The organism is Streptomyces sp. NPDC093071, assembly GCF_044754545.1.
Classification (GTDB): domain Bacteria; phylum Actinomycetota; class Actinomycetes; order Streptomycetales; family Streptomycetaceae; genus Streptomyces.
This window is the reverse complement of sequence record NZ_JBIVPH010000007.1, coordinates 104838-126575: the sequence shown is the minus strand read 5'-3', so window position 1 is coordinate 126575 and position 21738 is coordinate 104838. Positions and strand designations below refer to the sequence as shown.

The following is a 21738-nucleotide window of genomic DNA, read 5'->3' as shown; positions in this document are numbered from 1 at the left end:
GGGGCCTGTGGCAGGCTGACGGCGTGACGTCGGAGACCGCGCAGCACCTCGCCCCGGACGACGGCGGTGACGGCGGGACCGCCACCGCCGACGCGTCGGCCGCCGAGTTCACCGCCCACCGGCCCAGGATGTTCGGCCTGGCCTACCGGATGCTCGGCTCCGCCGAGGAGGCGGAGGACACCGTGCAGGACGCCTACCTCCGCTGGAGCGGGGCCGACCGCGCGGCCATCGCCCACCCGGCGGCCTGGCTCGCCACGGTCGTCACCCGCCTCAGCCTCAACCGGCTCGCCTCGGCCCGCGCGAAGCGCGAGGAGTACGCGGGGCCCTGGCTGCCCGAACCTGTCTTCACCCGCGACGGCGCGCTCGGCCCCCTGGAGTCCGCCGAGCGGCGCGACGCCGTCTCGACGGCCCTGCTCGTCCTCCTCGAACGGCTCACCCCGACGGAGCGGGCCGTCTACGTGCTGCGCGAGGCCTTCGCCTACAGCCATCGTGAGATCGCCGGGGTCCTCGAACTGGGCGAGGCCAACTGCCGTCAGGTGTACGGAAGGGCGGTCCGGCGCCTGGAACGGCCCGAGGCCCGTTTCGCGCCGGCGCAGGAGCAGCGGCACCGGCTCGTGGAGTCCTTCGTCGGCGCCGCCCGCGAGGGCGATCTGGCCGGTCTGGAGCGGCTGCTCGCCGAGGACGTCGTCTGGTGGAGCGACGGCGGCGGCAAGGTCTCGGCGGCCCGGCGTCCGGTCGTCGGCCGGGACGCCGTGCTGCGCTTCCTCGCGGGCGTCGCGCGGCGCACGGAGGAGGGCACGGAGACCGCGCTCGCCGAGGTCAACGGGGCGCCCGCGCTGGTGAGCCACCGGGAGGGGACGCTCCTCGCCGTCGCCACCTTCGACCTGCGCGACGGCGCCATCGGCGGCGTGCGGGTCGTGATGAACCCGGACAAGCTCGCCTTCGCGCAGCGGCAGCTCGCCGCAGGAAGCCCGTGGGAGTGAGATCCTTCGGGGCCGGTTGTCACATTCCCGGGGGCTCGCCGGTTCTCAGCTGACGACGCGCGCTCCACCCGGGAGCGCGCACCCTGCGGAGGGAAGACGCACGATGACCACGATCCTGGTGACCGGGGGTACGGGAACGCTCGGACGGCTCGTCGCCGAGCGCCTGCGCGGAGACGGCGCCGAGGTGCGGGTGCTGAGCCGCCACGCCCAGCCGTACGCGGTGGACCTGCGCGAGGGCACGGGCCTGGACGCGGCCGTCGAGGGCGTGGACACGGTGGTGCACTGCGCGAGCACGCTGCGCGGGGGCGACGACCTGGCGGCGCGCCATCTGATCGAGGCCTCGCGCCGGGCCGGGGTCCGGCACCTGGTCTACATCTCGATCGTCGGCGTCGACCGCGTGCCGCTCGGCTACTACCGGACGAAGCTCGCCGTCGAGAAGATGATCGAGGGGTCCGGGCTCGGCTGGAGCGTGCTGCGGACCACGCAGTTCCACGACCTGGTGGTGGAGGTCCTGCGCAACGCGGCCCGGCTGCCGGTCGTGCCGGTCCCCGCCGGCGTCTCGGACCAGCCGATCGAGGTGGCCGAGGTCGCCGCCCGGCTCGCCGGACTCGCGGCCGGGGAGCCCGCGGGCCAGGTGCCGGACATGGGCGGGCCCGAGGTGCTTCCGTTCGCGGAGCTGGCCCGGACGTATCTGCGCGCGATCGGCCAGCACCGCCGCCTGGTGAACGTGCCGCTGGCCGGGAAGGCCTACCGGGGGTTCCGGGCGGGCGGGCACCTGACGCCGGAGCGGGCCGTGGGCAAGGTGACGTTCGAGGAGTTCCTGGCGAAGCGGCTCCCTCCGCGCCCCTGACGCGCGCCATGACCGGATCCTGACCCACCCGGTCGTACGCATCTGCGCATTCGGACGAACGGGCCGCCGGGCGACCGGCGGCCCGTTCGTCCGCCCGGGGGCGGAGCCGGGCGGTCGGCCGTCCAAGGCCGACAGCCGTGGCAGGCGCCGCGAGGCCGATCCACCGCCGTCGCGTTTTTGGTATGGACCTGCCAAGTCAATGCCGCTACCGTAACGGCCGACGCTCTCTGAGAGCGCTCTCAAGCGTTCGATCCCCCACACCAGGAGGCTTCGTGAAACGCACCACCCCCCTGGGCGCCGCCATCGCGGCCCTGTTGCTGACCCTCGGTCTCGGCGCCGCCCACGCCGGGGCCGCGCACGCCGCCCCGCTCCCCGAGCCACGCCCGTCCTCCGCCCCGGCGGCCTCGGACGGCCTGCTCGACGCCCTGCAGCGGGACCTCGGCCTGACCCCGGCGCAGGCCGAGGCGCGGCTGCGCGCCGAGAAGGCCGCGACGGACGTCGAGAAGGCCGCCCGGCAGACGGCCGGAAGCGCGTACGGAGGCGCCTGGTTCGACGCCTCCTCGGGGCGGCTCGTCGTCGCCCTGACCGACCGGGCCGAGGAGGCCGGGGTGCGGGCGCTCGGCGCCGACACCCGGGTGGTCCGCCACAGCGCCGCCGCCCTGGACCGGGCCAAGGCCCGCCTCGACGCGCTCTCCGCGCCGAAGGGCGTGGCCGGCTGGCACGTCGACCCGAAGACGAACAGCGTCGCCGTCACGGTCGTCCGGGCCGAGCGGGACGCCCCCGCCGTGCGCGCCTTCGTCGAGAAGGCGCGGGCGAACGGGCCCGTCACCGTCGCCGAGGCGGCCACCGCGCCCCGTACGTACGCGGCGGGCACCGTCGGCGGCGACCCGTACTACACCGGCAACGTGCGCTGTTCGATCGGCTTCTCCGTGCACGGCGGGTTCGTGACGGCCGGTCACTGCGGCCGGGCCGGGGCCGCGGTGCGCGGCTGGGACGGCTCCGCCATGGGCACTTTCCAGGGCTCCTCATTCCCCGGTGACGACTACGCGTACGTGAGCATCCACAGCGGCTGGTGGACCGTGCCCGTCGTCCTCGGCTGGGGCGTCACCTCCGACCGGCTGGTGCGCGGTTCCGCCGAGGCGCCCGTGGGCGCGTCGATCTGCCGCTCCGGCTCCACCACGAAGTGGCACTGCGGCACCGTCCTCGGCAAGAACCAGACGGTCAACTACAGCCAGGGCGCCGTCCACCAGATGACGAAGACCAGCGTCTGCGCGGAGGGCGGCGACTCCGGCGGCGCGTTCATCAGCGGCGACCAGGCCCAGGGCGTCACCTCCGGCGGCTGGGGCAACTGCTCCTCCGGCGGCGAGACGTGGTTCCAGCCCGTGAACGAGATCCTCGGGCGCTACGGCCTCACCCTGCACACCGCCTGACGGGAGCCGGTGCGCGGCCGTTCCCGGCGGCCGCGCACCGGCGCTCCCGCGCGCCCGGGTCCACCCATCCCGGTCCGCCCCGGTCCGTCCTCCCCGGTCCGGGCGGCGCCGCTCTCCCGGTGCCCGGTACCCTGGACCCGCGACCGTCCCCGGACCGTCGCGCGGCGGTGGGGCCCGCCGTACCCGAACCGCGGCACGCGCTGCCGCCAACGGTCCCTACTCGTGACCCGTCCCCGCTCGTATCCGCGCGCGGGGCACCACGCGTAGGGAGAGGTATGCGTTCCGACGAATCCCCGCAGGGCGCGGCCGGCGAACCGGACGGCCCGGAACCGAACGGCTCCGAGCCGGTCGACCCCGACGTCACCCCGGCGGACGTCCGCCGGTGGCGCGAGTCCCGGCGTTCGCGCCACGGCATCCTCGCAGTGATCGCGGCGGGCGGCTCGCTCGGCGCCCTGGCCCGCTTCGGGGCGTCGCTGCTGTGGCCCACGCCCGCGGGCGCCTTCCCCTGGACGACGCTGACGGTGAACGCCGTCGGGTGTCTGGTGATCGGCGTCTTCCTGGTCGCCGTCACCGAGGTCTTCACGGCCCACCCCCTCCTGCGCCCGTTCTTCGGGACCGGGTTCCTGGGCGGGTTCACCACCTTCTCCACGTACTGCGTGGACATCGAACGCCTCGTCGACGCGGGCCGCACCGCCACCGCGCTCGTCTACCTCGCGGCGACCGCGGTCGCCGCGATGGCGGCGGTGTCCGCCGGCGCGTTCGGCACGCGCCGGCTCCTGTCGCACCGGAGCGCGTCATGACCTTCCGCACCCGTCCGGCGGTCCGGCCGGCCGGTCCCGTCGACCGCACCGGGGAGGGCCCGCGGTGAACGACTTCCTCCTGGTGGCCGCCGGCGGCGCCGTCGGCGCGCCCCTGCGCTATCTGACCGACCGCGCCGTCCAGGCCCGCCACGACACCGTCTTCCCGTGGGGCACCTTCACCGTGAACGTCGTGGGCTCCCTGGTCCTCGGCCTGCTCACGGGCGCCGCGCTGTCGGGGGCGGCCGGGCACACCGTGCAACTGCTGCTTGGAACCGGGTTGTGCGGCGCGCTGACGACGTACTCAACGTTCTCCTACGAGACGCTGCGGCTCGCGGAGACCGGCGCGCGGTTCTTCGCCGTGGCGAACGTCGTCGTCTCCGTCGTCGCCGGGCTCGGCGCGGTCTTCGTCGGCCTCGCCCTCGCCCGGGTCCTCTTCCCCTGACCCGGCCGCCGGGACCGGACCAGGAGAAGGGGGCGCCTCCTAGCGGCCCTGGAGCGCCTTGACGTTGTCGCCGAAGGTCCAGCCCTTCGAGCCGTCCCAGTTCGCCGACCAGGTCATCAGGCCTTTGAGGGCGCCCTTGTAGTGGTTCCAGGCCTGGGCCACGGCCGACGGGGCCATGTGGCCGCCGCCCGCGCCGGGCTGGGCGGGCAGGCCGGGGACCTGCTTGTCGTACGGGACCTTGATCGTGGTGCCCTGGATGACCAGGCCCTTGTTCAGGCAGTCGGTCTGCGCGACGAACCCGGCGACGGTGCCGGCGGAGTAGGAGTCGCCCGCGCAGCCGTACATGCTGCCGTTGTAGTACTGCATGTTGAGCCACCACAGGCGCCCGTTGTCCGCGTACTTCTTGATGACCGGCAGGTACGCGCCCCAGATCGAGCCGTAGACCACGCTGCCGCCGGTGACGTACGCGGTCTCCGGGGCCATCGTCAGGCCGAAGCCGGCGGGCATCCGGGCGAGGACGCCGTCGATGATGCGGATCAGGTTGGCCTGGGAGGTGGAGAGGGTGGCGATGGAGCCGCTGCCGACCAGGCCGGTCTCGATGTCGATGTCGATGCCGTCGAAGTTGTACTTCTTCAGGATGGGCACGATGGTGTCGACGAAGCGGTCGGCGACGGCGGTGGAGTTCAGGTCGATGCCCGCCGTGGCACCGCCGATCGACATCAGGATCGTCGCCCCGGCCGCCTTGGCGCGACACATCTCGGCGGGGGTGGCGACGCGGACGGTGCTGTCCATGCCGTCCTCCCACAGGACCGTCCCGTCCGAACGGATCACGGGGAAGGCGGCGTTGATGACGTTGTAGCCGTGGGCGGCGAAGCGCGGGTCGTCGATGGGGGCCCAGCCGAAGGGCGGGTGGACGCCGTTGGCCGCGCCGTCCCAGTTCTCCCAGTACCCCTGGAGGACCTTTCCGGCGGGCTTCGGCTTGAGGGCGCAGGTGTCGGCGGCGGCGTCCGCGGCGGACACGGCGGTGCGTACGGGCTTCGCGCCTTCGGCGGCGGCGGGTGCGGCGAGGCCGGCGGCCGCGAGCAGGGCGGCGAGGCCCGCTCCGAGGACGCGGGTGATCCGAGAGCCTGACATGCGTGCTCCTTGGGACGTGGGGGGATGGGTCCTGGGGAATGGCGCGCGCTCCAGCAGACCGTAGGTTGGTCCAGACCATTCGTCAACCACTGCCGCACATAAGGGAATTGGCGTTCACCCCCGCATCGGAGGACACGGGGCCGGCCGCCTCGGAGTTCCGGCCGGGTGGGTCCACAGGGAGGGCGCGCGCCCGCGAGGCGTACACCCGCAAGGATGAGACGTCGCAGGTCACCGCTCCACCTGCGCCCTTCGGGCGAGGGGGCGTAGGACAGTGGGCGGACGATCCGCCGGGCTCTTTCGAGCAGGGAAAACCAAGGGAACCAGATGGGCCGTCGCCTGATGCTCCGCTGCCGTCACGTCCTCCTCCTCGTGGCGCTCGTCGTCGCGACGGCGGTCGCGCCCGGCGCGCTCTCCCCCGGGGGCGGGGCCGTGTCCGCCGCCGCGCCCGCCTTCGACACGGCGCCCGCGCGGGCGAGTCTGGAGCGCCTGCTGTCCTCGCGGGCCCAGCAGTTCGTCCTGGTGCCCGTCGAGCGGCCGGAGTCCGGCGACTGGTTCGCGGTCTCCGGCGGGGCGGGCCGGATCCAGGTGCGGGGCACCTCGCCGGCCACGCTGCTCGCCGGGGCGGGCTGGTACCTGGAGCGGGTCGCCGGGGTCGACATCGGATGGCCCGGCGACAGCCTCGGCCGGCTGCCCGCCGTGCTCCCCGGGGTCCCCGGGACCCTGACCCGGTCGGCGAACGTGCCCCACCGCTACGCCCTGAACGACACCGACGAGGGCTACTCGGGCGCCTACCGGGACTTCGACGCGTACCGCCGCGACATCGACCTGATGGCGCTGCACGGCGTGAACGAGGTCTTCGTGCCCACGGGGGCCGAGTACCCGTACCACCGGGCGCTCCAGGAGTTCGGCTACGACGCCGCCGAGCTGCGGCGCTGGATCCCCGCCCCCGCCCACCAGGCCTGGTGGCTGCTGCAGAACATGTCGGGCTTCGCGGGCCCGGTCTCCGAGCGGCTGATCGAGGACCGCGCCGCGCTCGGCGGCCGGATCGCACGGCAGCTGCGCTCGCTCGGGATGACCCCCGTGCTCCCCGGCTTCTTCGGCACCGTGCCGCCGGGGTTCGCCGCGCGGAACCCGGGGGCGGTCACCGTCCCGCAGGGCAAGTGGGTCGGGTTCGACCGGCCCGACTGGCTGGACCCGACCGGCCCGGTCTTCGACCGGCTCGCCGCCGCCTACTACCGGGTCCAGCGGGAGCGGTTCGGCAACAGCGCCATGTTCAAGATGGACCTGCTGCACGAGGGCGGCACCCCCGGCCCGGTCGACGTCGGCGCGGCCGCCGGGGCCGTCCAGCGGGCCCTGGAGACCGCGCGCCCCGGCGCCACCTGGGTCATGCTCGGCTGGCAGAAGAACCCGACCGCCGCGTTCCTGAGCGGGGTGGACCGCGACCGGGTCCTGATCGTCGACGGCCTCTCCGACCGCTACGACGGCCTCGACCGCGAGGCCGAGTGGGGCGGCACGCCCTACGCCTTCGGCTCGATCGCCAACTTCGGCGGTCACACCAGCATCGGTGCCAACGCCGGCGTCTGGGGCGAGCGCTTCCACGCGTGGCTGACCAGGCCCGACTCCGCGCTGCGCGGCATCGCCTACCTGCCGGAGGCCACCGGCGGGAACCCCGCCGGGTTCGACCTGTTCACCGAACTCGCCTGGGAGCCGGGCCCCGTCGACCAGCGGGCCTGGTTCGCCGCGTACGCGGACCGGCGCTACGGCGGGGCCGACCCGCACGCGGCCGCCGCCTGGGAGCAGTTGCGCCTGGGCCCGTACGGCATGGCGCCGGGGACGTGGAGCGAGCCGCAGGACGGCCTCTTCACCGCGCGGCCGAGCCTCACGGCGACCAGGACCGCCCGCTGGAGCCCGGCCTTCTCGCGGTACGACGCGGCCACCGTGGAGCGGGCGCTGTCGGAGCTGCTGCGGGTCGCGCCCGCGCTGCGGACCACGGACGCCTACCGGTACGACCTCGTGGACGTGGCGCGCCAGGCGCTCACCAACCGCGCCCGGGTGCTGCTGCCCCGGATCAGGAGCGCGTACGAGACGAAGGACCTGGAGCGGTTCCGGACGCTGGTGCGCGAGTGGAACGCGGACACGGAGCTGCTCGGGCGGCTGGTCGGCTCCGACCGGCGGTTCCTCCTCGGCCCGTGGCTGGAGGACGCCCGCGCCTGGGGCTCCGACCCGGCCGAGCGCGACCGCCTGGAGTACGACGCCCGCTCGATCCTGACCACCTGGGCCGACCGGGGGCCGAGCGAGACGGGGCTGCGGGACTACGCCAACCGCGAGTGGGACGGGCTCGTCCGGGACGTCTACGCGCCGCGCTGGGCCGCGTACTTCGCGGGTCTGGACACCGCCCTGGTCACCGGCACCGCGCCGGTCGCCGTCGACTGGTTCGCGCGGGACGACGCCTGGGCCCGGGAGCACCGGAGCTACCCGACCGAGCCGACCGGCGACCCCTACGCGCTCGCGGAGGAGGTGCGGGCGGCCCTGGCGGCGGCGTCCACGGCCTGAAGGACTCCTCCCGGCACCGGATCGCGGCCCGTCCGCGTAGGCTTCGACCCGTACGACGGACGGGGCAGGGGGCGAGGCGCATGTCGGAGGAGACGGCCCGGAGGTGGGGGTCGACCCTCGATTCGGTCGTGGTGTACGCGCAGGGCGCGGTCTGCCGCCGGCTGGCCCGGGGCACCGTGCCCCCGGACGGCCGGGTGCGGGTCGCGGGACTGCCCCGCACCCTGGATCCGGGCTCGCTGCGGGCCCGGATCCTGGGTCCCGCCGGCGTCCGGGTCACCGAGGCCCGGGTGACGGTCGCGGCCGCGCCGCTCGACGGCGACGCGCCCGACGAACTGCGGCGCGAGGTCGAACGGCTGCGTGACGCGCACGCGGCGGTCGAGGCGCGCCGGGACCGGCAGCGGACCCTGATCGAGGAGGTCAAGGGGCTGCACCCGGTCCCTCCGGCCCGCAAGCGCGAGGACCCGCACCGCCGGACCGCGGTCGACGCCTGGCTGGACCTCGCCGACTTCGTCGACGAGCGGCTGGCCCGTCTGCACGCGGGGCTCGGGGAGGTCGAGGAGGAGCTGCGCCGCGCCGAGCACGCGCTCTCCGTCGCCGCCGACCGGCTCGCCCGGGCCTCCACCGACGCCCCCTCGTCGCACGTCGAGACCACCGTCTCCGCCCTCCTGACCCTCGACGGCGCGGCCGGCGGAGAGGCTCCGGCGGAAGTGGAACTGGAGCTGGAGTACGGGGTGCCGGGCGCCGTCTGGGTACCGGCCTACCGCCTCTCGCACCGCCGGGGCGACGACGGAGGACAGCTCGTGCTGCGCGCCTCGGTCGCCCAGCGCACCGGCGAGGACTGGACCGGGGTGCGCCTCGCCCTGGCCACCGCCGACCTGCGGCGCCGCACCGACCTGCCCCGGCTGCGTTCGGTACGGATCGGGCGCCGGCAGGCGGCCCCCGCGCCGTCCGGCTGGCGCGAGCCCCCGGCGGGCCTCGACGACCTCTTCGCCGGGTACGAGGCGGCCGGGCCCCGGCCCGTCCCGGCCTCCTCCCTGCCCGGCGGTGCCGTGGCGGGCTCCGCGGCCGTGCCGGTCGCGGCCGGTCCGGTCCCGCCGCCGCCCCCGGCTCCCGCGCCCCCGGCCTTCGCCGGGCCGCCGGCCCTCACCGGCGCGCCCCCGCCGCCCGGCGCCGCGTACGGCTTCGCCCCCGAGGCCCACGGCGGGGCTCCGGGAGCGGCGCCGCAGGGCTACGGCGGGGCGCCGGGACCGGCCCCCCAGGCCTACGGCGGCGCACCGGGGTCCGCGCCGGGGTCCGCCCGGCGTGCCATGGCGCCCGCGGCCCCCGGCGCACCCGCAACCGCGCCCGCCCCGCCGCCGCTGCCGTCCGGTCCGCCGAGGCCGAGCGGCGACGAGCTGGACTACGCCTCCCTCGTCCTGTCCGGCCCCGACGACCGGGGGGCGCGCCGGGGACGGCTGTTCCCCGACTCCTCCTTCGACGCGGTGGCGACCGAGTACCGCCGCCGTGCCGAGGGGGTGGCCGCGCTGCCGCTGCCCCGGCACGCCGTGCGCCCCCGCGAGTCGGCGGGGTCGTTCGACCACCGCTTCGACGCCGCCGCCCGCGCCGACGTCCCGTCGGACGGTACCTGGCACACCGTCACGGTCGGCGAGATCCCGGTCGGCCTGCGCACCGAGTACCTCTGCGTGCCGTCCGTGGAGGAGACCGTGTACGCGACGCTCGTGGTCTCCAACGCCACCGGCCAGGCCCTCCTGGCCGGCCCGGTGGAGGTCACCGTCGACGACGAGTTCCTGCTGACGGCCGCGCTCCCGACGCTCGCCCCGGGCGGGGTGCGGTGGCTGGGCCTGGGCCCGGCCGAGGCGATCCGGGTGAAGCGCGGCAGCCATCTACGGGAGTCGACCGCGGGCCTGCGCAACAACGTCACCGTGCTCGACCACCAGGTGCGCGTGGAGCTGGTGAACCGCCTCGCCGGGCCCGCCGTCGTGGAGGTCCGCGAGCGGGTGCCGGTCACCTCCGAGTCCGACGTGCGGATCGAGGAGCGGGCCGGCTGGGCGGTGCCCGGGGACGGACCCGAGGAGCACGCGCCGGGCACCCGCGTCCGGCGGGTCGAACTCCCCGCCGGGGGCACCGCCGTCCTCGAAGGCGGCTACGAGATCCGCATCCCGGCCGGCAAGGCCCTGGTCGACGGCAACCGCAGGAGCTGACCCCCACCATGACCACGGAACCCCGACCGATCGCCCTTCCCGTCACCGCCGTCACCTGTCTGGAGGACCGCGCCCACGTCGAGCGGACCGCCGATCTCGACCTGGCGGCCGGCGTCCAGCGCCTGCGCCTCGGCCCGATCGGCGCACTGGCCGTCGACCGCACCCTCCACGCCGAGCTGACCTCCGACCGCCCGGCGACCGTGCTCGGCACGCGGATCGTCCGCACCTGGACGCCGCGCGGCCCGGTCCCCTCCCCCGGCGACGACTCCCCCCTCCGGCTGCGCCTGCACGCCCTGGACCGGGAGCGGGATGCCGTGGAGCGGGAGCGCGACCGGCTGCTCGCCCGGCTCGACCTGCTCGGCCGGCTCGCCGCCGACCTGCTGCGGGAGATCCGCGAGGGCGTCGGCTCCGGGGAGAGCGAGGGCGAGCGCTGGGGCCGGGAGCTGGACCGCGTGGACGCCGAGCGCGACACGTACGCCGAGCGGCTCCGAGCCGTCGGCGTCCGGCTGACCTCGCTCGAAACCGAGTACGACACGACCTTGCGGGCCATGGCCGAGGCCGAGGAGGAGCCCGCCGAGCTGGTCGCCCACGTGGAGCTGACCGTGGAGGCCGCGGAGGCCGGGCCCGCCCGGCTGCGGCTCGGTCACCTCACCCCGTGCGCGCTGTGGCGGCCCGCCTACCGGGCCGTGCTCGACGGCGGCTCCCTGACCCTAGAGACCGAGGCGGTGGTCTGGCAGCGCACCGGCGAGGACTGGTCGGACGTGCGGCTGACGCTGTCGACGGCCCGCTCGGCGCTCGCCACCGAACCGCCGGGCCTGGTCGAGGACCGGCTGACGCTCAGGGACCGCTCCGCCGCCGAGCGGCGCACGGTCGACGTCGAGGTGCGCGAGGAGGCGATCGGGGACCTCGGGCCGGCGCCGGTGCTCGGCCTGCCGGGGGTCGACGACGGCGGCGAGGCGCGCGTCCTGAACGCCCCCTCGGCGGTCTCCGTGCGCGGCGACGGGCGCGCGCACCGGGTGTCGCTCTCCGTCTTCACGACGGACGCGGGCGGCGAGTACGCCTGCTCCCCCGAACTGTCCCCGCTGGTCACCCAGGTGGTGCGGTTCGACAACCGGTCCGGTCACGCCCTGCTGGCGGGGCCGGTGGACCTGGTGCGCGGCAGCGGCTTCACCGGTCGCGGCACGCTGGACTTCACCGCCCCCGGCGCCCCGGCGGAACTCGCCTACGGCAGCCGGGACGACATCCGGGTCGTCCGGTACGCCGAGGAGTCCCACGACACCACGGGGCTCACCCAGCGGACCGTGGTCACCCACACGGTCCGGCTGCACCTGTCGCGGTTCTCCGCCCCGGGCGAGGAGGGCGAGCGGGTGGTGGCCCTGCGGGAGCGGATTCCCGTCTCCGAGGTCTCGGCGGTGGAGGTGCGGCTGCGCGAGGAGTCCTGCTCCCCGGCACCGGCCTCGGTGGACGCGGAGGGCGTCGTCCGCTGGGACGTCCCGCTGCCCCCGGGCGGCCGCCGGACGGTCACCCTGGTGTACGAGGTGTCGGCGGCCGCGAAGGTCGTGGGGCTCTGAGGGCGGGCGGCGCCGGCCCCGTGTCGCGGAGGGTCGCCCCGGGGTGACTCCTCGTGGCCGTGGACGTACTTGCGCAGGTTGCTTCCTCATGCCTGATGCACTGCGGCCTCTTCCGGTGCAGACTGTGCAGCAGATGGCGTCACACCCTGTCTGGAGGCCGAAAGAGTGAACGGCGGGAGCGACAGGCGGCGCCTGACCAGCCGCGCCTCGGCCGGGAGCAATCCGTCGGCCCACCACCCGGCCGGCGCGGGCGCGCGGTTCCGCAGGAGCAGGGGTCTGCTGCCGCCCGACCGGTTCACCACCCGCAGTCAGTTGGCGTGGCTGAATTCCGCCACCTCCAGGATCGGCACGACCCTGGATCTGGAGCGCACCGCGCAGGAACTGGCGGAGTTCACGGTGCCCCGGTTCGCCGACGGCGCCGCCGTGGACGTCCTGGAGAGCGTCCTGCGCGGCGAGGAGGGGGCCCGGTGGACGGGGGAGGGCATCCCGCTGCTGCGGGCCACGGCGCTGTGCGCCATCGAGGAGCTCTCCTCCCTGGAGCCGACCCCGGTGGGCGAGACCTACGTCCAGACCGAGGAGCGGCACGAGACGCTGCTGCACCGGTACTGCCTGCGGCAGGGCAAGCCGGTCCTGCTGAGCCGGATGCGGGGAGACGACTTCTCCCGCGTCGCGCCGACGGCGAGCGCGGCGGCGCAGATGCGCGCCGCCGGGGTGCACAGCTATCTGGCCGTGCCGCTGATCGCCCGCGGACTGCTGCTCGGGAGCGCCGACTTCGTGCGCGGGCGCGGGACGCCGCCGTTCTCCTCCACCGACCTGGCCCTGGCGGAGCAACTCGCCTCGAAGGCCGCCGTCTTCATCGACAACGCGCGGCTCTACGGGCGCGAGCGCGAGCACGTGGTCTCGTTGCAGCGCAGTCTGCTGCCGCGCGCGACCCCGGTGACGCCGGGGCTGCGGCTGCACTCGGAGTACGCGCCCTCGACGGCCGGCCACGGGGTGGGCGGCGACTGGTACGACGTGATGGCGCTGCCCGGCGGGCGGACGGCCCTGGTGGTGGGGGACGTGATGGGGCACGGGCTGCCCGCCGCCGCCACGATGGGCCGGCTGCGGGCCGTCGCCCGCACCCTGATGACCCTGGACATGGCCCCGGAGCGGGTCCTGGCGCGGCTCGACCTGGCCACCCGAGACCTGGAAGACGAGCAGGTCGCCACGTGTCTGTGCGCGGTCTACGACCCGGCGGACTCCAGCTACACGCTGGCCAGCGCCGGGCACCTGCCGCCGCTGCTGCTCGACGGGCGGGGTGCGGCCGACTTCGTGGACGTGCCGGCGGGCGCGCCCCTGGGGGCGGGCGTGATCCCGTACGACCCGATCCGGCTGAAGGTGCCCGACGGCGGTCATCTGGTGATGTACACGGACGGGCTCATCAAGACCCGGACCGAGGACCTGGACGAGCAGCTGGACCGGCTGCGGTCGGCCGCGCTCGGCCTCACTCCGGGGGCCCTGGAGGCGGGCGGTCTGGTGGAGCGCGCCCCGGCCGGGGCCGAGCGGTTCGACGAGGCGGTGCTGCTGGTCGCGACGGACTCCCCGTCCCCGCGCGACGACCTGCGGGTGTGGGAGCTGCCGAAGGACGGGCGGGCGGCCTCCGTCGCCCGGAACCTGGTCACCGGCCAGCTCGCCGCGTGGGGCCTGGACGAGCTCGCGGACGTCTGCGAGCTGGTGGTCTCCGAGCTCGTGGGCAACGCGCTGCGGTACGGCAACGGGCCGGGCGAGCTGCGGCTGTGGCGCGGCGAGCGGCTGGTCGTGGAGGTCTCGGACACGGGTCCCGACCTGCCGCAGATCCAGCACGCGGACCTCAGCGACGAGGGCGGGCGGGGGCTCCAGCTCATCAACATGCTCTGTCGCCGCTGGGGTTCCTGTCGCACCGTCACCGGCAAGGTGGTCTGGGCGGAGCAGAACGTGCCGGTCGCCCAGGAGTCGTAGCAGAACAGGGCAGAGTACCAGCGCGGCGCCGTTCCCGTACGAAGTACGCATACTCTCCACACACGCGCGAACACATGGGGTAGTCATGGAGGCCAGGAGGGAACACCTTGGTCTTCAGTCTGCGACGCCGGCGGAAGCCGGCACCCGTCGGCGTCTGTCCGTTCACGTCCGACACCGTCCCCGGCCCGGAAGGGCCCCCGCGAGCGCCGGAGGCGCCGCCGCACGTCACCGACCGGCGGGAGGCGGAGAGCTTCGTCCGGCAGTTCCACCAGGAGGAGCCGCGGGCGGGTGACGCGGAGCGCCGGGTCCGCGAGGTCCTCGCCGAGATCGACCGGACCGGCACCTACGAACACACCCCGGACGAGCTGGCCTTCGGCGCCCGGGTCGCGTGGCGCAACGCGGCCCGCTGCATCGGCAGGCTCTACTGGCGCAGCCTCGTGGTGCGCGACCTGCGGCACGTCGCCTCGGCCGACGGGGTCGCCGACGCCTGCTTCGAGCACCTGCGGCTGGCCGGCAACGACGGGCGGATCCGTCCGGTGATCTCTGTCTTCGCGCCGGACCGGCCCGGCCGCCCCGGGCCCCGGATCGTCAACGACCAGCTGGTGCGCTACGCGGGGCACCGCACCCCGGAGGGGAGCTGGGTCGGCGATCCGCGCGGCGCGGAGCCGACCGCGCGCGCCCGCGAGCTGGGGTGGAAGCGGACCGACGACCCCTTCCAGATACTGCCGTTGATGGTGCGGGAGCGCCCGGACGCGCGGCCGGAGTGGTACGAGCTGCCGGACGGGTGCGTCATGGAGGTGCCGCTGCGGCATCCGGACCACCCGTGGTTCGCGGAACTGGGCCTGCGCTGGTACGCGGTGCCGGCGATCAGCGACATGCCGCTGGAGATCGGCGGGGTGCGCTATCCGGCGGCGCCGTTCAACGGCTGGTACATGGGGGTGGAGATCGGCGCCCGGAACCTCGCCGACACCGACCGCTACGACCTGCTGCCGGTGGTCGCCGAACGCCTGGGCCTCGACCGCTCGTCGGAGCGGACGCTGTGGCGGGACCGGGCGCTGGTCGAGCTGAACGTGGCGGTGCTGCACTCCTTCGAGGAGGCCGGGGTGACGATGGCGGACCACCACACCGAGTCCGAGCGGTTCCTCCGGCACATCGACCGGGAGACCCGGCACGGCAGGCCGACCCCCGCCGACTGGAGCTGGATCGTCCCGCCCGTCTCCGGCTCGGCCACCCCGGTGTTCCACCGCTACTACGACCCGGTGGACGACTCGCTGCGGCCCGCGTTCGTGGCGCGCGAGCGGTAGGCCGGGCGCCGGCCGTAAATCGGAGGCCGCGGCCCGGCGGCTCCGTCTAAGGTGCGGCGACGGCGGGTGAAGGGGAGACGTGGAACAGCGGGTGCGGGTGCACAGGGTCGGTCTGGACGGGCGCGAGGTCCGGGTGGTGCGGTCGGACCCCGGGCCGGACGCGACGGGGCCGGCGCTGCGCGACGACGGGCACTGGCTGTCGATGTACGCGGACCGGGACGGCGCCGAGCGGCTCGCCGCCCTGTGGGCGCTGGCCGCCCGGTCCGCCAGGTCGCTGGTGTACCTGCCCCTCCGGGGCAATCCGGCGCCCCACGACGGCGCCGGCGAGGTCGAACCGGTCGCCCTCGACCTGGTGCTGGTCCATCACAGCCTGCAGTTTCCGACCTCGGCGTGGAAGGGGGTCAGGGCGCGGCTCGGTGCGGGCGTGCCCGGCACCGTGTCCCTGCCGGACGACGACCTCCCGGACGAGGGCTCCGTCGACCACGAGCGGCGGCGCCACCGGACGTACCGCGACCACCTCGCCTTCGACATCGCCGCGCACACCCTGTTCGTCGTCGGTAGCTCCCTCGCGTTCCGCGAAGAGGGCGCCGCACTGCGCCGGTTCGTCGAGCGGGCTCCTTCCCACGCGCGGCGCCACCCGGAGTCGGGGCACTTCTGCGTGGAGTTCGTTCCGGGCCCGTGGGGCCGGGAGCGGACGCGTCGGCACGTGCCCGGCAGTCTGCACGTCGAGTACCTCGGCGGCTGACGGCCTGATGGCCCGACAGGGAGCGGACGCGGTCCGGCCCTTCGATGAACCCTGAGTAAATTCGATCACTCTTGATTGCATAAATGGGGCAGTTGAACCTTTATCTGGGTACCGATCCGATCAAGCCAGTTCCTAACTGATCAACAACGCCTCTATAGTGCCGTCGTTGCGACTCCCTTCCCGCGTGCCCGTTCTCGAGAGTCTGGTTGATGTCGGCGCCGTCCACCCCCTTCCGCCCTGCCCTGCTCGCCTCGTTGCTGACAGCCGCCGCAGGTGGTGCGCTCGCCGCGGCGGCGACCGCCGCGGCGCCGGCCGGGGTCCGTCCCGCGCTCGCCTGGTTCGCCGTCTGCTGCGGCCTGCTGCTCGCCGCCTCGGCCTTCGCCGTCACCTGGTACGGGCGCACCTCGCGCGCCCTCGGCCGCCGGGTCGAGACGCTCACCGCCGAACTCGCCTCCCGCGAGGCGTACGCCACCGCGGCCGCGGCCTCCGCCGAGCGGGAGACCGCGGCCCTGAGGGAGCGGTACGCGGCGGAGACCGCGGCCGCCGAGGCGGCCCGTGCCGCCCGGACCGAGGAACTGGTCCGGGCCCACACGGCCGAGACGGCGGAGCTGACCCGGACCCGGGCCGCCGACGTCGCGCGCTTGGAGGAGAGGCTGCGCCGCGCCGAGTCCGGCCGGTCCGCCGCCATGGCCGCCGCCGCCAACGCCGCCGGCCGTATGCAGGCGCTCGCCACCAGCATGTTGGCCGACCTGCGGGAGATGGAGCACCGGCACGCCGACGAGGACGTCCTGACCGACCTCCTCCACCTCGACCACCGCACCGCCCAGGCCGGCCGGCTCGCCGACTCCATCGCCGTGCTGACCGGAGCGCGCTCCGGCCGCCGCTGGGCCCGCCCGATCGTCATGGAGTCGATCCTGCGCGGCGCCATAGGCCGGATCGGCGGCTACCAGCGGGTGCGGCTGCACTCCAGCAGCGACGCGGCCGTCGCGGGCCACGCCGCCGAGGGCGTCATGCACGCCCTGGCCGAACTCATGGACAACGCCGCGAACTTCTCGCCGCCCACCGCCGAGGTCCACGTCTACGTGGAGGAGGTCCCCGCCGGCGTCATCATCGCGGTGGAGGACAGCGGCCTGGTGATGAGCGACGTCCAGCTGCGCCGTGCCGAGGCCGCCGTGAGCGCGGAGAACCAGGACCTGGCCGGTCTGTCCGGCACCCGGCTCGGCCTGGCCGTCGTCGGCCGGCTGGCCCGCAAGCACGGTCTGACCGTGTCGTTCCGCCCCTCGGCGCGCGGCGGCACCGGCGCCCTGCTGATGCTGCCGCAGGACCTGATCAGCCACGTGCCCGCGGAGACGCCGGCCGCGCCCGCCGCCGTCCTGCCCCCGGTGTCCGCCCGCGGCCTGTCCGCGCCCGCGCCCGACCGGGCACCGGCCGAGGCCCCGGCGCCGGCCCCCGCCGGTGCGCGGGTCCGGGAGCCCGAGACCGTGCACGAGCCCGACACCGCCCGGGAGACCGCCGGTGAGGGCACCGGCGAGCACCCGCAGTTCGGCGAGAGCGGTCTGCCGCGCCGCCGTCGCGGCCGGGCCCTCGCCGCCGCCCACCCGGAGGGTCCCGACGCCGCCGCGAAGCCGCGCGCGGCGGGCCCGCGCAGCGGCGCGGCGGCCGGGGCGGCGTCCCGCTTCGGCACCTTCCGCCGGGCCGTCCGCGCCGCCGAACGGTCCGACGCCGGCACCGAAGCCGACGCCTCCCCGGCGTCCGACACCTCTCCGGCGGCGGACGGCTCCCCCGCCGCCCCGCCCGCCCCGTCCGACCAGGCCGGCCGGACGTCCGCCCCCCGGACGTCGCCGTCCTCGAACTCCCCGCACCCGGAAGGCACCCCGTAAATGACCGGCACCACCACCGACGAGAAGCTCAGCTGGCTCCTGGAGGGCCTGCTTGAACGCACCCCGGGCACCCGACACGCCCTGGTGCTCTCCCGTGACGGCCTCAAGCTCTGCCGTACCCCCGAGCTCTCCGTCGACCAGGCGGACCAGCTCGCCGCGATCGCCGCCGGCATCCAGAGCCTGTCGCACGGTGCGTCCGTGGAGTTCGGCGACGGCACGGGCGGCGTCCGTTCCGCGATGGCCGAGTTCTATGGCGGCATCCTGTTCATCGTGGAGGCCGGCGAGGGCGCCCACCTCGCCCTCGTCGCCGACGAGGACGCCGACGCCGGGCTCGTCGGCCACAACATGTCCGAACTGGTCGAGCAACTGGGCGAGTACCTGGTCGCGAGGCCCCGGGGATGAGCCGATCCAGGCCGGGCAGGGACGACTCCCCCGACCGGCTCTACACCCTGACCGGCGGCCGCAGCCGTGCCGGGTCCGACGCCTTCGACCTGGTGACCCTCGTGGTCGCCGAGAGCGACCCGGTCCCCGGGATGCAGTCCGAGCACGCCGCGATCCTGCGCATGTGCCGCTTCCCCACGGCGGTGGTGGAGGTGGCGGCCGGACTCGGCCTGCCGGTGTCGATCACCCGGATCCTGCTGGCCGACCTCCACGACACCGGCCGGATCAGCGCACGGCACCCCCGCGCGTCGTACCGCCTTCCCGATCACGACATCCTGGAGCAGGTGCTCGTTGGACTCCGTAACCTCTGAACAGCGCCAGACCCTGCACAGCACCGCCGACAACGGACTGAAGATCGTCGTCGTCGGCGGTTTCGGCGTCGGCAAGACCACCCTGGTGCGCTCGGTCAGCGAGATCCGTCCGCTGAACACCGAGGAGACCATGACGCAGGCGGGCGAGGGCGTCGACGACACCGTCGGCGTCGCCGCGAAGACGGCCACCACCGTGGCCTTCGACTTCGGCCGGATCTCGCTGGACGCCCACAACATCCTCTATCTGTTCGGGGCACCCGGCCAGGAGCGGTTCTGGTTCCTCTGGGACCGGCTGTTCTCCGGGACGCTCGGCGCGGTCGTGCTCGTCGACACGCGCCGGCTCGCCGACTCCTGGTACGCGATCGACCGCCTGGAGCACCACGGCACGCCGTTCGTCGTCGCCTGCAACGACTTCGGCGGCCCCGCTCACACGACCGAGCAGATCCGCGAGGCCCTCGACCTCTCCGACGGGGTCCCGCTGGTCTTCTGCGACGCCCGGTCCCGCGAGTCCAGCAAGCAGGTCCTGATCACGCTCGTCGAGCACCTGCAGTCCGTCGTCGCCCAGGACCCGACGCCGCAGCCCATCCCGGAGCCCGCCCCGTGACCTGCCCCGTGCCCCACTCCGAGCCCCGGCCCGTCCCACTGGGCGGGCCCCGGTTCCAGACCGACCCCACCGAGCTGTACCGGCAGATGCGCCGCGAGCACGGGACGGTCGCCCCGGTCGTCCTGGACGGGGACGTGCCCGCCTGGCTGGTCCTCGGCTACCGCGAGCTGCACCAGGTCACCAGCGACCCGGTCCTCTTCTCGCGCGACTCCGACCTGTGGAACCAGTGGGACCGCATCCCGGCGGACTGGCCCCTGCTGCCCATGATCGGCCGCAAGCAGCCGTCCATCCTCTACACGGTCGGCGAGCGGCACCGCGAGCGCGCGGAGGTCGTCTCCGGCGCCCTGGAGGCGATCGACCCGTTCGTCCTGAGGCAGCGCGCCGAGCGGTTCGCCGACGAGCTGATCGACGGGCTGTGCGGCAAGGGCTCCTGCGACATCATCGCCGAGTACGCGATGCTGCTGCCGGTCCGGGTCCTCGCCAGCGTCTACGGCTTCGCCGACGAGCAGGGCCCCGGGCTCGTCAAGGCCCTGAACGACATGATCAACGGCCAGGAGGGCGCCCTGGAGGGCCAGCGCCACCTGGGCGAGTCCATGTTCGGGCTGCTCACCGCCAAGGCGGCGGCGCCGGGCGACGACGTCGCCTCGCGGATGCTCGGCAACACGGCCGGCTTCACGGTCGAGGAGGTCGCCCAGGACCTCATGGTGATGCTGGCCGCCGGCCACCAGCCGACCGCCGACTGGATCGGCAACTCGCTGCGCCTGATGCTCACCGACGACCGGTTCGCGGCCTCGCTGTCCGGCGGCCGGCACAGCGTCGGCGAGGCGATGAACGAGGTGCTGTGGGAGGACACCCCCACCCAGAACGTCGCCGGGCGCTGGGCCTCGCGCGACACCCACCTCGGTGGGCGCCGGATCGGCGGCGGCGACCTGCTGCTGCTCGGCCTGGCCGCCGCCAACTCCGACCCGCACGTGCGGACCGACTCCGGCGCGCTCACCGGCGGCAACAACGCCTACCTGTCCTTCGGGCACGGCGAGCACCGCTGCCCGTTCCCCGCGCAGGAGGTCGCCGAGACCATCGCCCGGACGGGCATCGAGGTGCTGCTCGACCGGCTGCCGGACGTGGACCTCGCGGTGCCCCCGGAGGACCTCGCCCGCCGCCCCTCCCCCTGGCTGCGCGGCCTGACCGCGCTTCCCGTGACCTACACCCCGACCCCCGCCCTTGGAGCCCTAGGATGAGCTGCCCGTACGACCACACCGCCGCGTCCGGCACCGGCGTCATCGACCTGGACCCGTTCGTCGGCGACCTCGACGGCGAGAGCGCCCGGCTGCGCGCCGCGGGGCCGCTGGCCCGGGTCGTCCTGCCGGGCGGGGTGCCCTGCTTCGCCGTCACCCACCACGCGGAGGCCCGGAAGCTGCTCACGGACCCCCGGCTGGTCAAGGACATCGATGTCTGGGGCGCCTGGCAGCGCGGCGAGATACCCCTGGACTGGCCGCTGATCGGTCTGGCCAACCCCGGCAAGTCGATGCTGACGGTGGACGGCGAGGAGCACCGGCGGCTGCGCGGTCTGGTCGCGCAGGCGCTGACCGCGCGCCGGGTGGAGCGGCTGCGCGCCGGCATCGAGGCCCTGACCACGGAGATGCTGGACCGGCTCGCCGAGCGCCCGGCGGGCGAGACCGTGGACCTGAAGGCGGAGTTCGCGTACCCGCTGCCGATGAACGTGGTCTGCGAGCTGATGGGCGTGGACCGGGCCGACCAGCCGCGGATGAAGGAGCTGTTCGACAAGTTCTTCTCGACGCAGACCCCGCCCGAGGAGGTGCCGCAGATGATGGCGGACCTGGGCGCCCTGTTCTCGGGGATCGTGGCGGGCAAGAAGGAGGCGCCCGGCGACGACCTGACCAGCGCGCTGATCGAGGCGTCGGAGGACGGCGACCGGCTCACCACGGAGGAGATCACCAACACCCTCCAGCTGATGGTGGCCGCCGGTCACGAGACGACCATCAGCCTGATCGTGAACGCCGTGGTCGCCCTGAGCACCCACCCCGAGCAGCGCGACCTGGTGCTCAAGGGCGAGGTGCCGTGGGAGAACGTGATCGAGGAGACCCTGCGCTGGTCGACGCCGACCTCGCACGTCCTGATCCGGTTCGCCGCCGAGGACATCGAGGTCGGCGACCGGGTCCTGCCCAAGGGCGAGGGGCTCATCGTGTCGTTCGGCGCGATCGGCCGGGACGAGGCCCAGTTCGGTCCGACGGCGGGCGACTTCGACGTGACCCGCACGCCGAACCGGCACATCTCCTTCGGCCACGGCCCGCACGTCTGCCCGGGTGCGGCGCTGTCCCGCCTGGAGGCGTCGGTGGCGCTGCCCGCGCTGTACGCGCGCTTCCCCGAGCTGCGTCTGGCCGTACCGCGCGAGGAGCTGCGCAACAAGCCGGTCGTCACCCAGAACGACCTCTTCGACCTGCCGGTCGTCCTGGCCTGACGCCGTCCGCGCGTGCGTGCGCGCGGAAGACCG

18 protein-coding genes are annotated in these 21738 nt (G+C 74.9%); 17 read left to right on the top strand and 1 reads right to left on the bottom strand.

Going from position 1 to position 21738, the window contains the following annotated elements; genetic code table 11:
- The first annotated feature begins 23 nt into the window (after window positions 1–23).
- From ACIQD7_RS25060 to crcB (ACIQD7_RS25040), 5 genes are all read left to right on the top strand, one after another.
- Window positions 24–983, top strand: coding sequence for an RNA polymerase sigma-70 factor (locus tag ACIQD7_RS25060; protein ID WP_402444383.1), 960 nt, complete (start codon window positions 24–26; stop codon window positions 981–983).
- 103 nt (window positions 984–1086) lie between these two features.
- Entirely contained in the window at window positions 1087–1833 is a 747-nt protein-coding gene (locus tag ACIQD7_RS25055) for an SDR family oxidoreductase (RefSeq protein WP_402444381.1), read from the top strand.
- A gap of 272 nt (window positions 1834–2105) precedes the next feature.
- The gene (locus ACIQD7_RS25050; protein WP_402444379.1) at window positions 2106–3263 is read left to right on the top strand and encodes an alpha-lytic protease prodomain-containing protein; all 1158 of its coding nucleotides are present in this window, start codon (window positions 2106–2108) and stop codon (window positions 3261–3263) included.
- Between the two features lie 275 nt (window positions 3264–3538).
- Window positions 3539–4063 (top strand): fluoride efflux transporter CrcB, encoded by a 525-nt coding sequence (gene crcB, locus ACIQD7_RS25045; protein ID WP_402444377.1) that lies wholly within the window; start codon window positions 3539–3541, stop codon window positions 4061–4063.
- A gap of 64 nt (window positions 4064–4127) precedes the next feature.
- Window positions 4128–4505, top strand: a complete 378-nt coding sequence (gene crcB / locus ACIQD7_RS25040) for a fluoride efflux transporter CrcB (RefSeq protein ID WP_351972508.1) — start codon at window positions 4128–4130, stop codon at window positions 4503–4505.
- Window positions 4506–4544: 39 nt separating this feature from the next.
- Here crcB (ACIQD7_RS25040) and ACIQD7_RS25035 read toward each other — a convergent pair whose 3' ends face one another.
- A complete protein-coding gene (locus tag ACIQD7_RS25035; protein ID WP_402444375.1) occupies window positions 4545–5639 on the bottom strand; it encodes a chitinase in 1095 nt (364 codons plus the stop codon).
- A gap of 324 nt (window positions 5640–5963) precedes the next feature.
- Here ACIQD7_RS25035 and ACIQD7_RS25030 point away from each other — a divergent pair, with 324 nt between their 5' ends.
- The 12 genes from ACIQD7_RS25030 (at window position 5964) to ACIQD7_RS24975 (ending at window position 21705) form a co-directional block, all read left to right on the top strand.
- Window positions 5964–8192, top strand: a complete 2229-nt coding sequence (locus ACIQD7_RS25030) for an alpha-N-acetylglucosaminidase (RefSeq protein ID WP_402444373.1) — start codon at window positions 5964–5966, stop codon at window positions 8190–8192.
- 80 nt (window positions 8193–8272) lie between these two features.
- Window positions 8273–10393, top strand: a complete 2121-nt coding sequence (locus ACIQD7_RS25025; RefSeq protein WP_402444371.1) for a DUF4139 domain-containing protein — start codon at window positions 8273–8275, stop codon at window positions 10391–10393.
- 8 nt (window positions 10394–10401) lie between these two features.
- A complete protein-coding gene (locus ACIQD7_RS25020; protein ID WP_402444369.1) occupies window positions 10402–11964 on the top strand; it encodes a DUF4139 domain-containing protein in 1563 nt (520 codons plus the stop codon).
- Window positions 11965–12129: 165 nt separating this feature from the next.
- Window positions 12130–13941, top strand: a complete 1812-nt coding sequence (locus ACIQD7_RS25015) for a SpoIIE family protein phosphatase (protein WP_402444368.1) — start codon at window positions 12130–12132, stop codon at window positions 13939–13941.
- 107 nt (window positions 13942–14048) lie between these two features.
- Window positions 14049–15245 carry a nitric oxide synthase oxygenase gene (locus tag ACIQD7_RS25010; RefSeq protein ID WP_402444366.1) on the top strand — a complete coding sequence of 399 codons (1197 nt, stop codon included), beginning with the start codon at window positions 14049–14051 and terminating at the stop codon, window positions 15243–15245.
- A 79-nt stretch (window positions 15246–15324) separates the two neighbouring features.
- The gene (locus tag ACIQD7_RS25005) at window positions 15325–15990 is read left to right on the top strand and encodes a hypothetical protein (RefSeq protein WP_402444364.1); all 666 of its coding nucleotides are present in this window, start codon (window positions 15325–15327) and stop codon (window positions 15988–15990) included.
- Between the two features lie 209 nt (window positions 15991–16199).
- Window positions 16200–17870 carry an ATP-binding protein gene (locus ACIQD7_RS25000; protein WP_402444362.1) on the top strand — a complete coding sequence of 557 codons (1671 nt, stop codon included), beginning with the start codon at window positions 16200–16202 and terminating at the stop codon, window positions 17868–17870.
- Window positions 17871–18272: a roadblock/LC7 domain-containing protein gene (locus ACIQD7_RS24995; protein ID WP_030690508.1), complete on the top strand. Its 402-nt coding sequence runs from the start codon at window positions 17871–17873 to the stop codon at window positions 18270–18272.
- Window positions 18269–18622, top strand: coding sequence for a DUF742 domain-containing protein (locus ACIQD7_RS24990; RefSeq protein ID WP_121830521.1), 354 nt, complete (start codon window positions 18269–18271; stop codon window positions 18620–18622). The genes ACIQD7_RS24995 and ACIQD7_RS24990 overlap by 4 nt, the downstream gene beginning before the upstream one ends.
- Window positions 18603–19226, top strand: a complete 624-nt coding sequence (locus ACIQD7_RS24985) for an ATP/GTP-binding protein (RefSeq protein ID WP_121830520.1) — start codon at window positions 18603–18605, stop codon at window positions 19224–19226. Before ACIQD7_RS24990 ends, ACIQD7_RS24985 begins: the two co-directional genes overlap by 20 nt.
- The gene (locus ACIQD7_RS24980) at window positions 19223–20464 is read left to right on the top strand and encodes a cytochrome P450 (protein ID WP_402444359.1); all 1242 of its coding nucleotides are present in this window, start codon (window positions 19223–19225) and stop codon (window positions 20462–20464) included. Before ACIQD7_RS24985 ends, ACIQD7_RS24980 begins: the two co-directional genes overlap by 4 nt.
- Complete coding sequence (locus ACIQD7_RS24975; protein ID WP_121830519.1) at window positions 20461–21705, top strand: cytochrome P450; 1245 nt, start codon at window positions 20461–20463, stop codon at window positions 21703–21705. The genes ACIQD7_RS24980 and ACIQD7_RS24975 overlap by 4 nt, the downstream gene beginning before the upstream one ends.
- The last annotated feature ends 33 nt before the right edge of the window (window positions 21706–21738 follow it).

Excerpts from the sequence above, each read along its gene's own strand:
- ACIQD7_RS25020 (WP_402444369.1), top strand. The coding sequence starts at position 10,402 with ATGACCACGGAACCCCGACCGATCGCCCTTCCCGTCACCGCCGTCACC.
- ACIQD7_RS24995 (WP_030690508.1), top strand. The coding sequence starts at position 17,871 with ATGACCGGCACCACCACCGACGAGAAGCTCAGCTGGCTCCTGGAGGGC.
- crcB (WP_402444377.1), top strand. The coding sequence starts at position 3,539 with ATGCGTTCCGACGAATCCCCGCAGGGCGCGGCCGGCGAACCGGACGGC.
- ACIQD7_RS25025 (WP_402444371.1), top strand. The coding sequence starts at position 8,273 with ATGTCGGAGGAGACGGCCCGGAGGTGGGGGTCGACCCTCGATTCGGTC.
- ACIQD7_RS25000 (WP_402444362.1), top strand. The coding sequence starts at position 16,200 with ATGTCGGCGCCGTCCACCCCCTTCCGCCCTGCCCTGCTCGCCTCGTTG.
- ACIQD7_RS24975 (WP_121830519.1), top strand. The coding sequence starts at position 20,461 with ATGAGCTGCCCGTACGACCACACCGCCGCGTCCGGCACCGGCGTCATC.
- ACIQD7_RS25035 (WP_402444375.1), bottom strand. The coding sequence starts at position 5,639 with ATGTCAGGCTCTCGGATCACCCGCGTCCTCGGAGCGGGCCTCGCCGCC.
- ACIQD7_RS25030 (WP_402444373.1), top strand. The coding sequence starts at position 5,964 with ATGGGCCGTCGCCTGATGCTCCGCTGCCGTCACGTCCTCCTCCTCGTG.
- ACIQD7_RS25055 (WP_402444381.1), top strand. The coding sequence starts at position 1,087 with ATGACCACGATCCTGGTGACCGGGGGTACGGGAACGCTCGGACGGCTC.
- ACIQD7_RS24990 (WP_121830521.1), top strand. The coding sequence starts at position 18,269 with ATGAGCCGATCCAGGCCGGGCAGGGACGACTCCCCCGACCGGCTCTAC.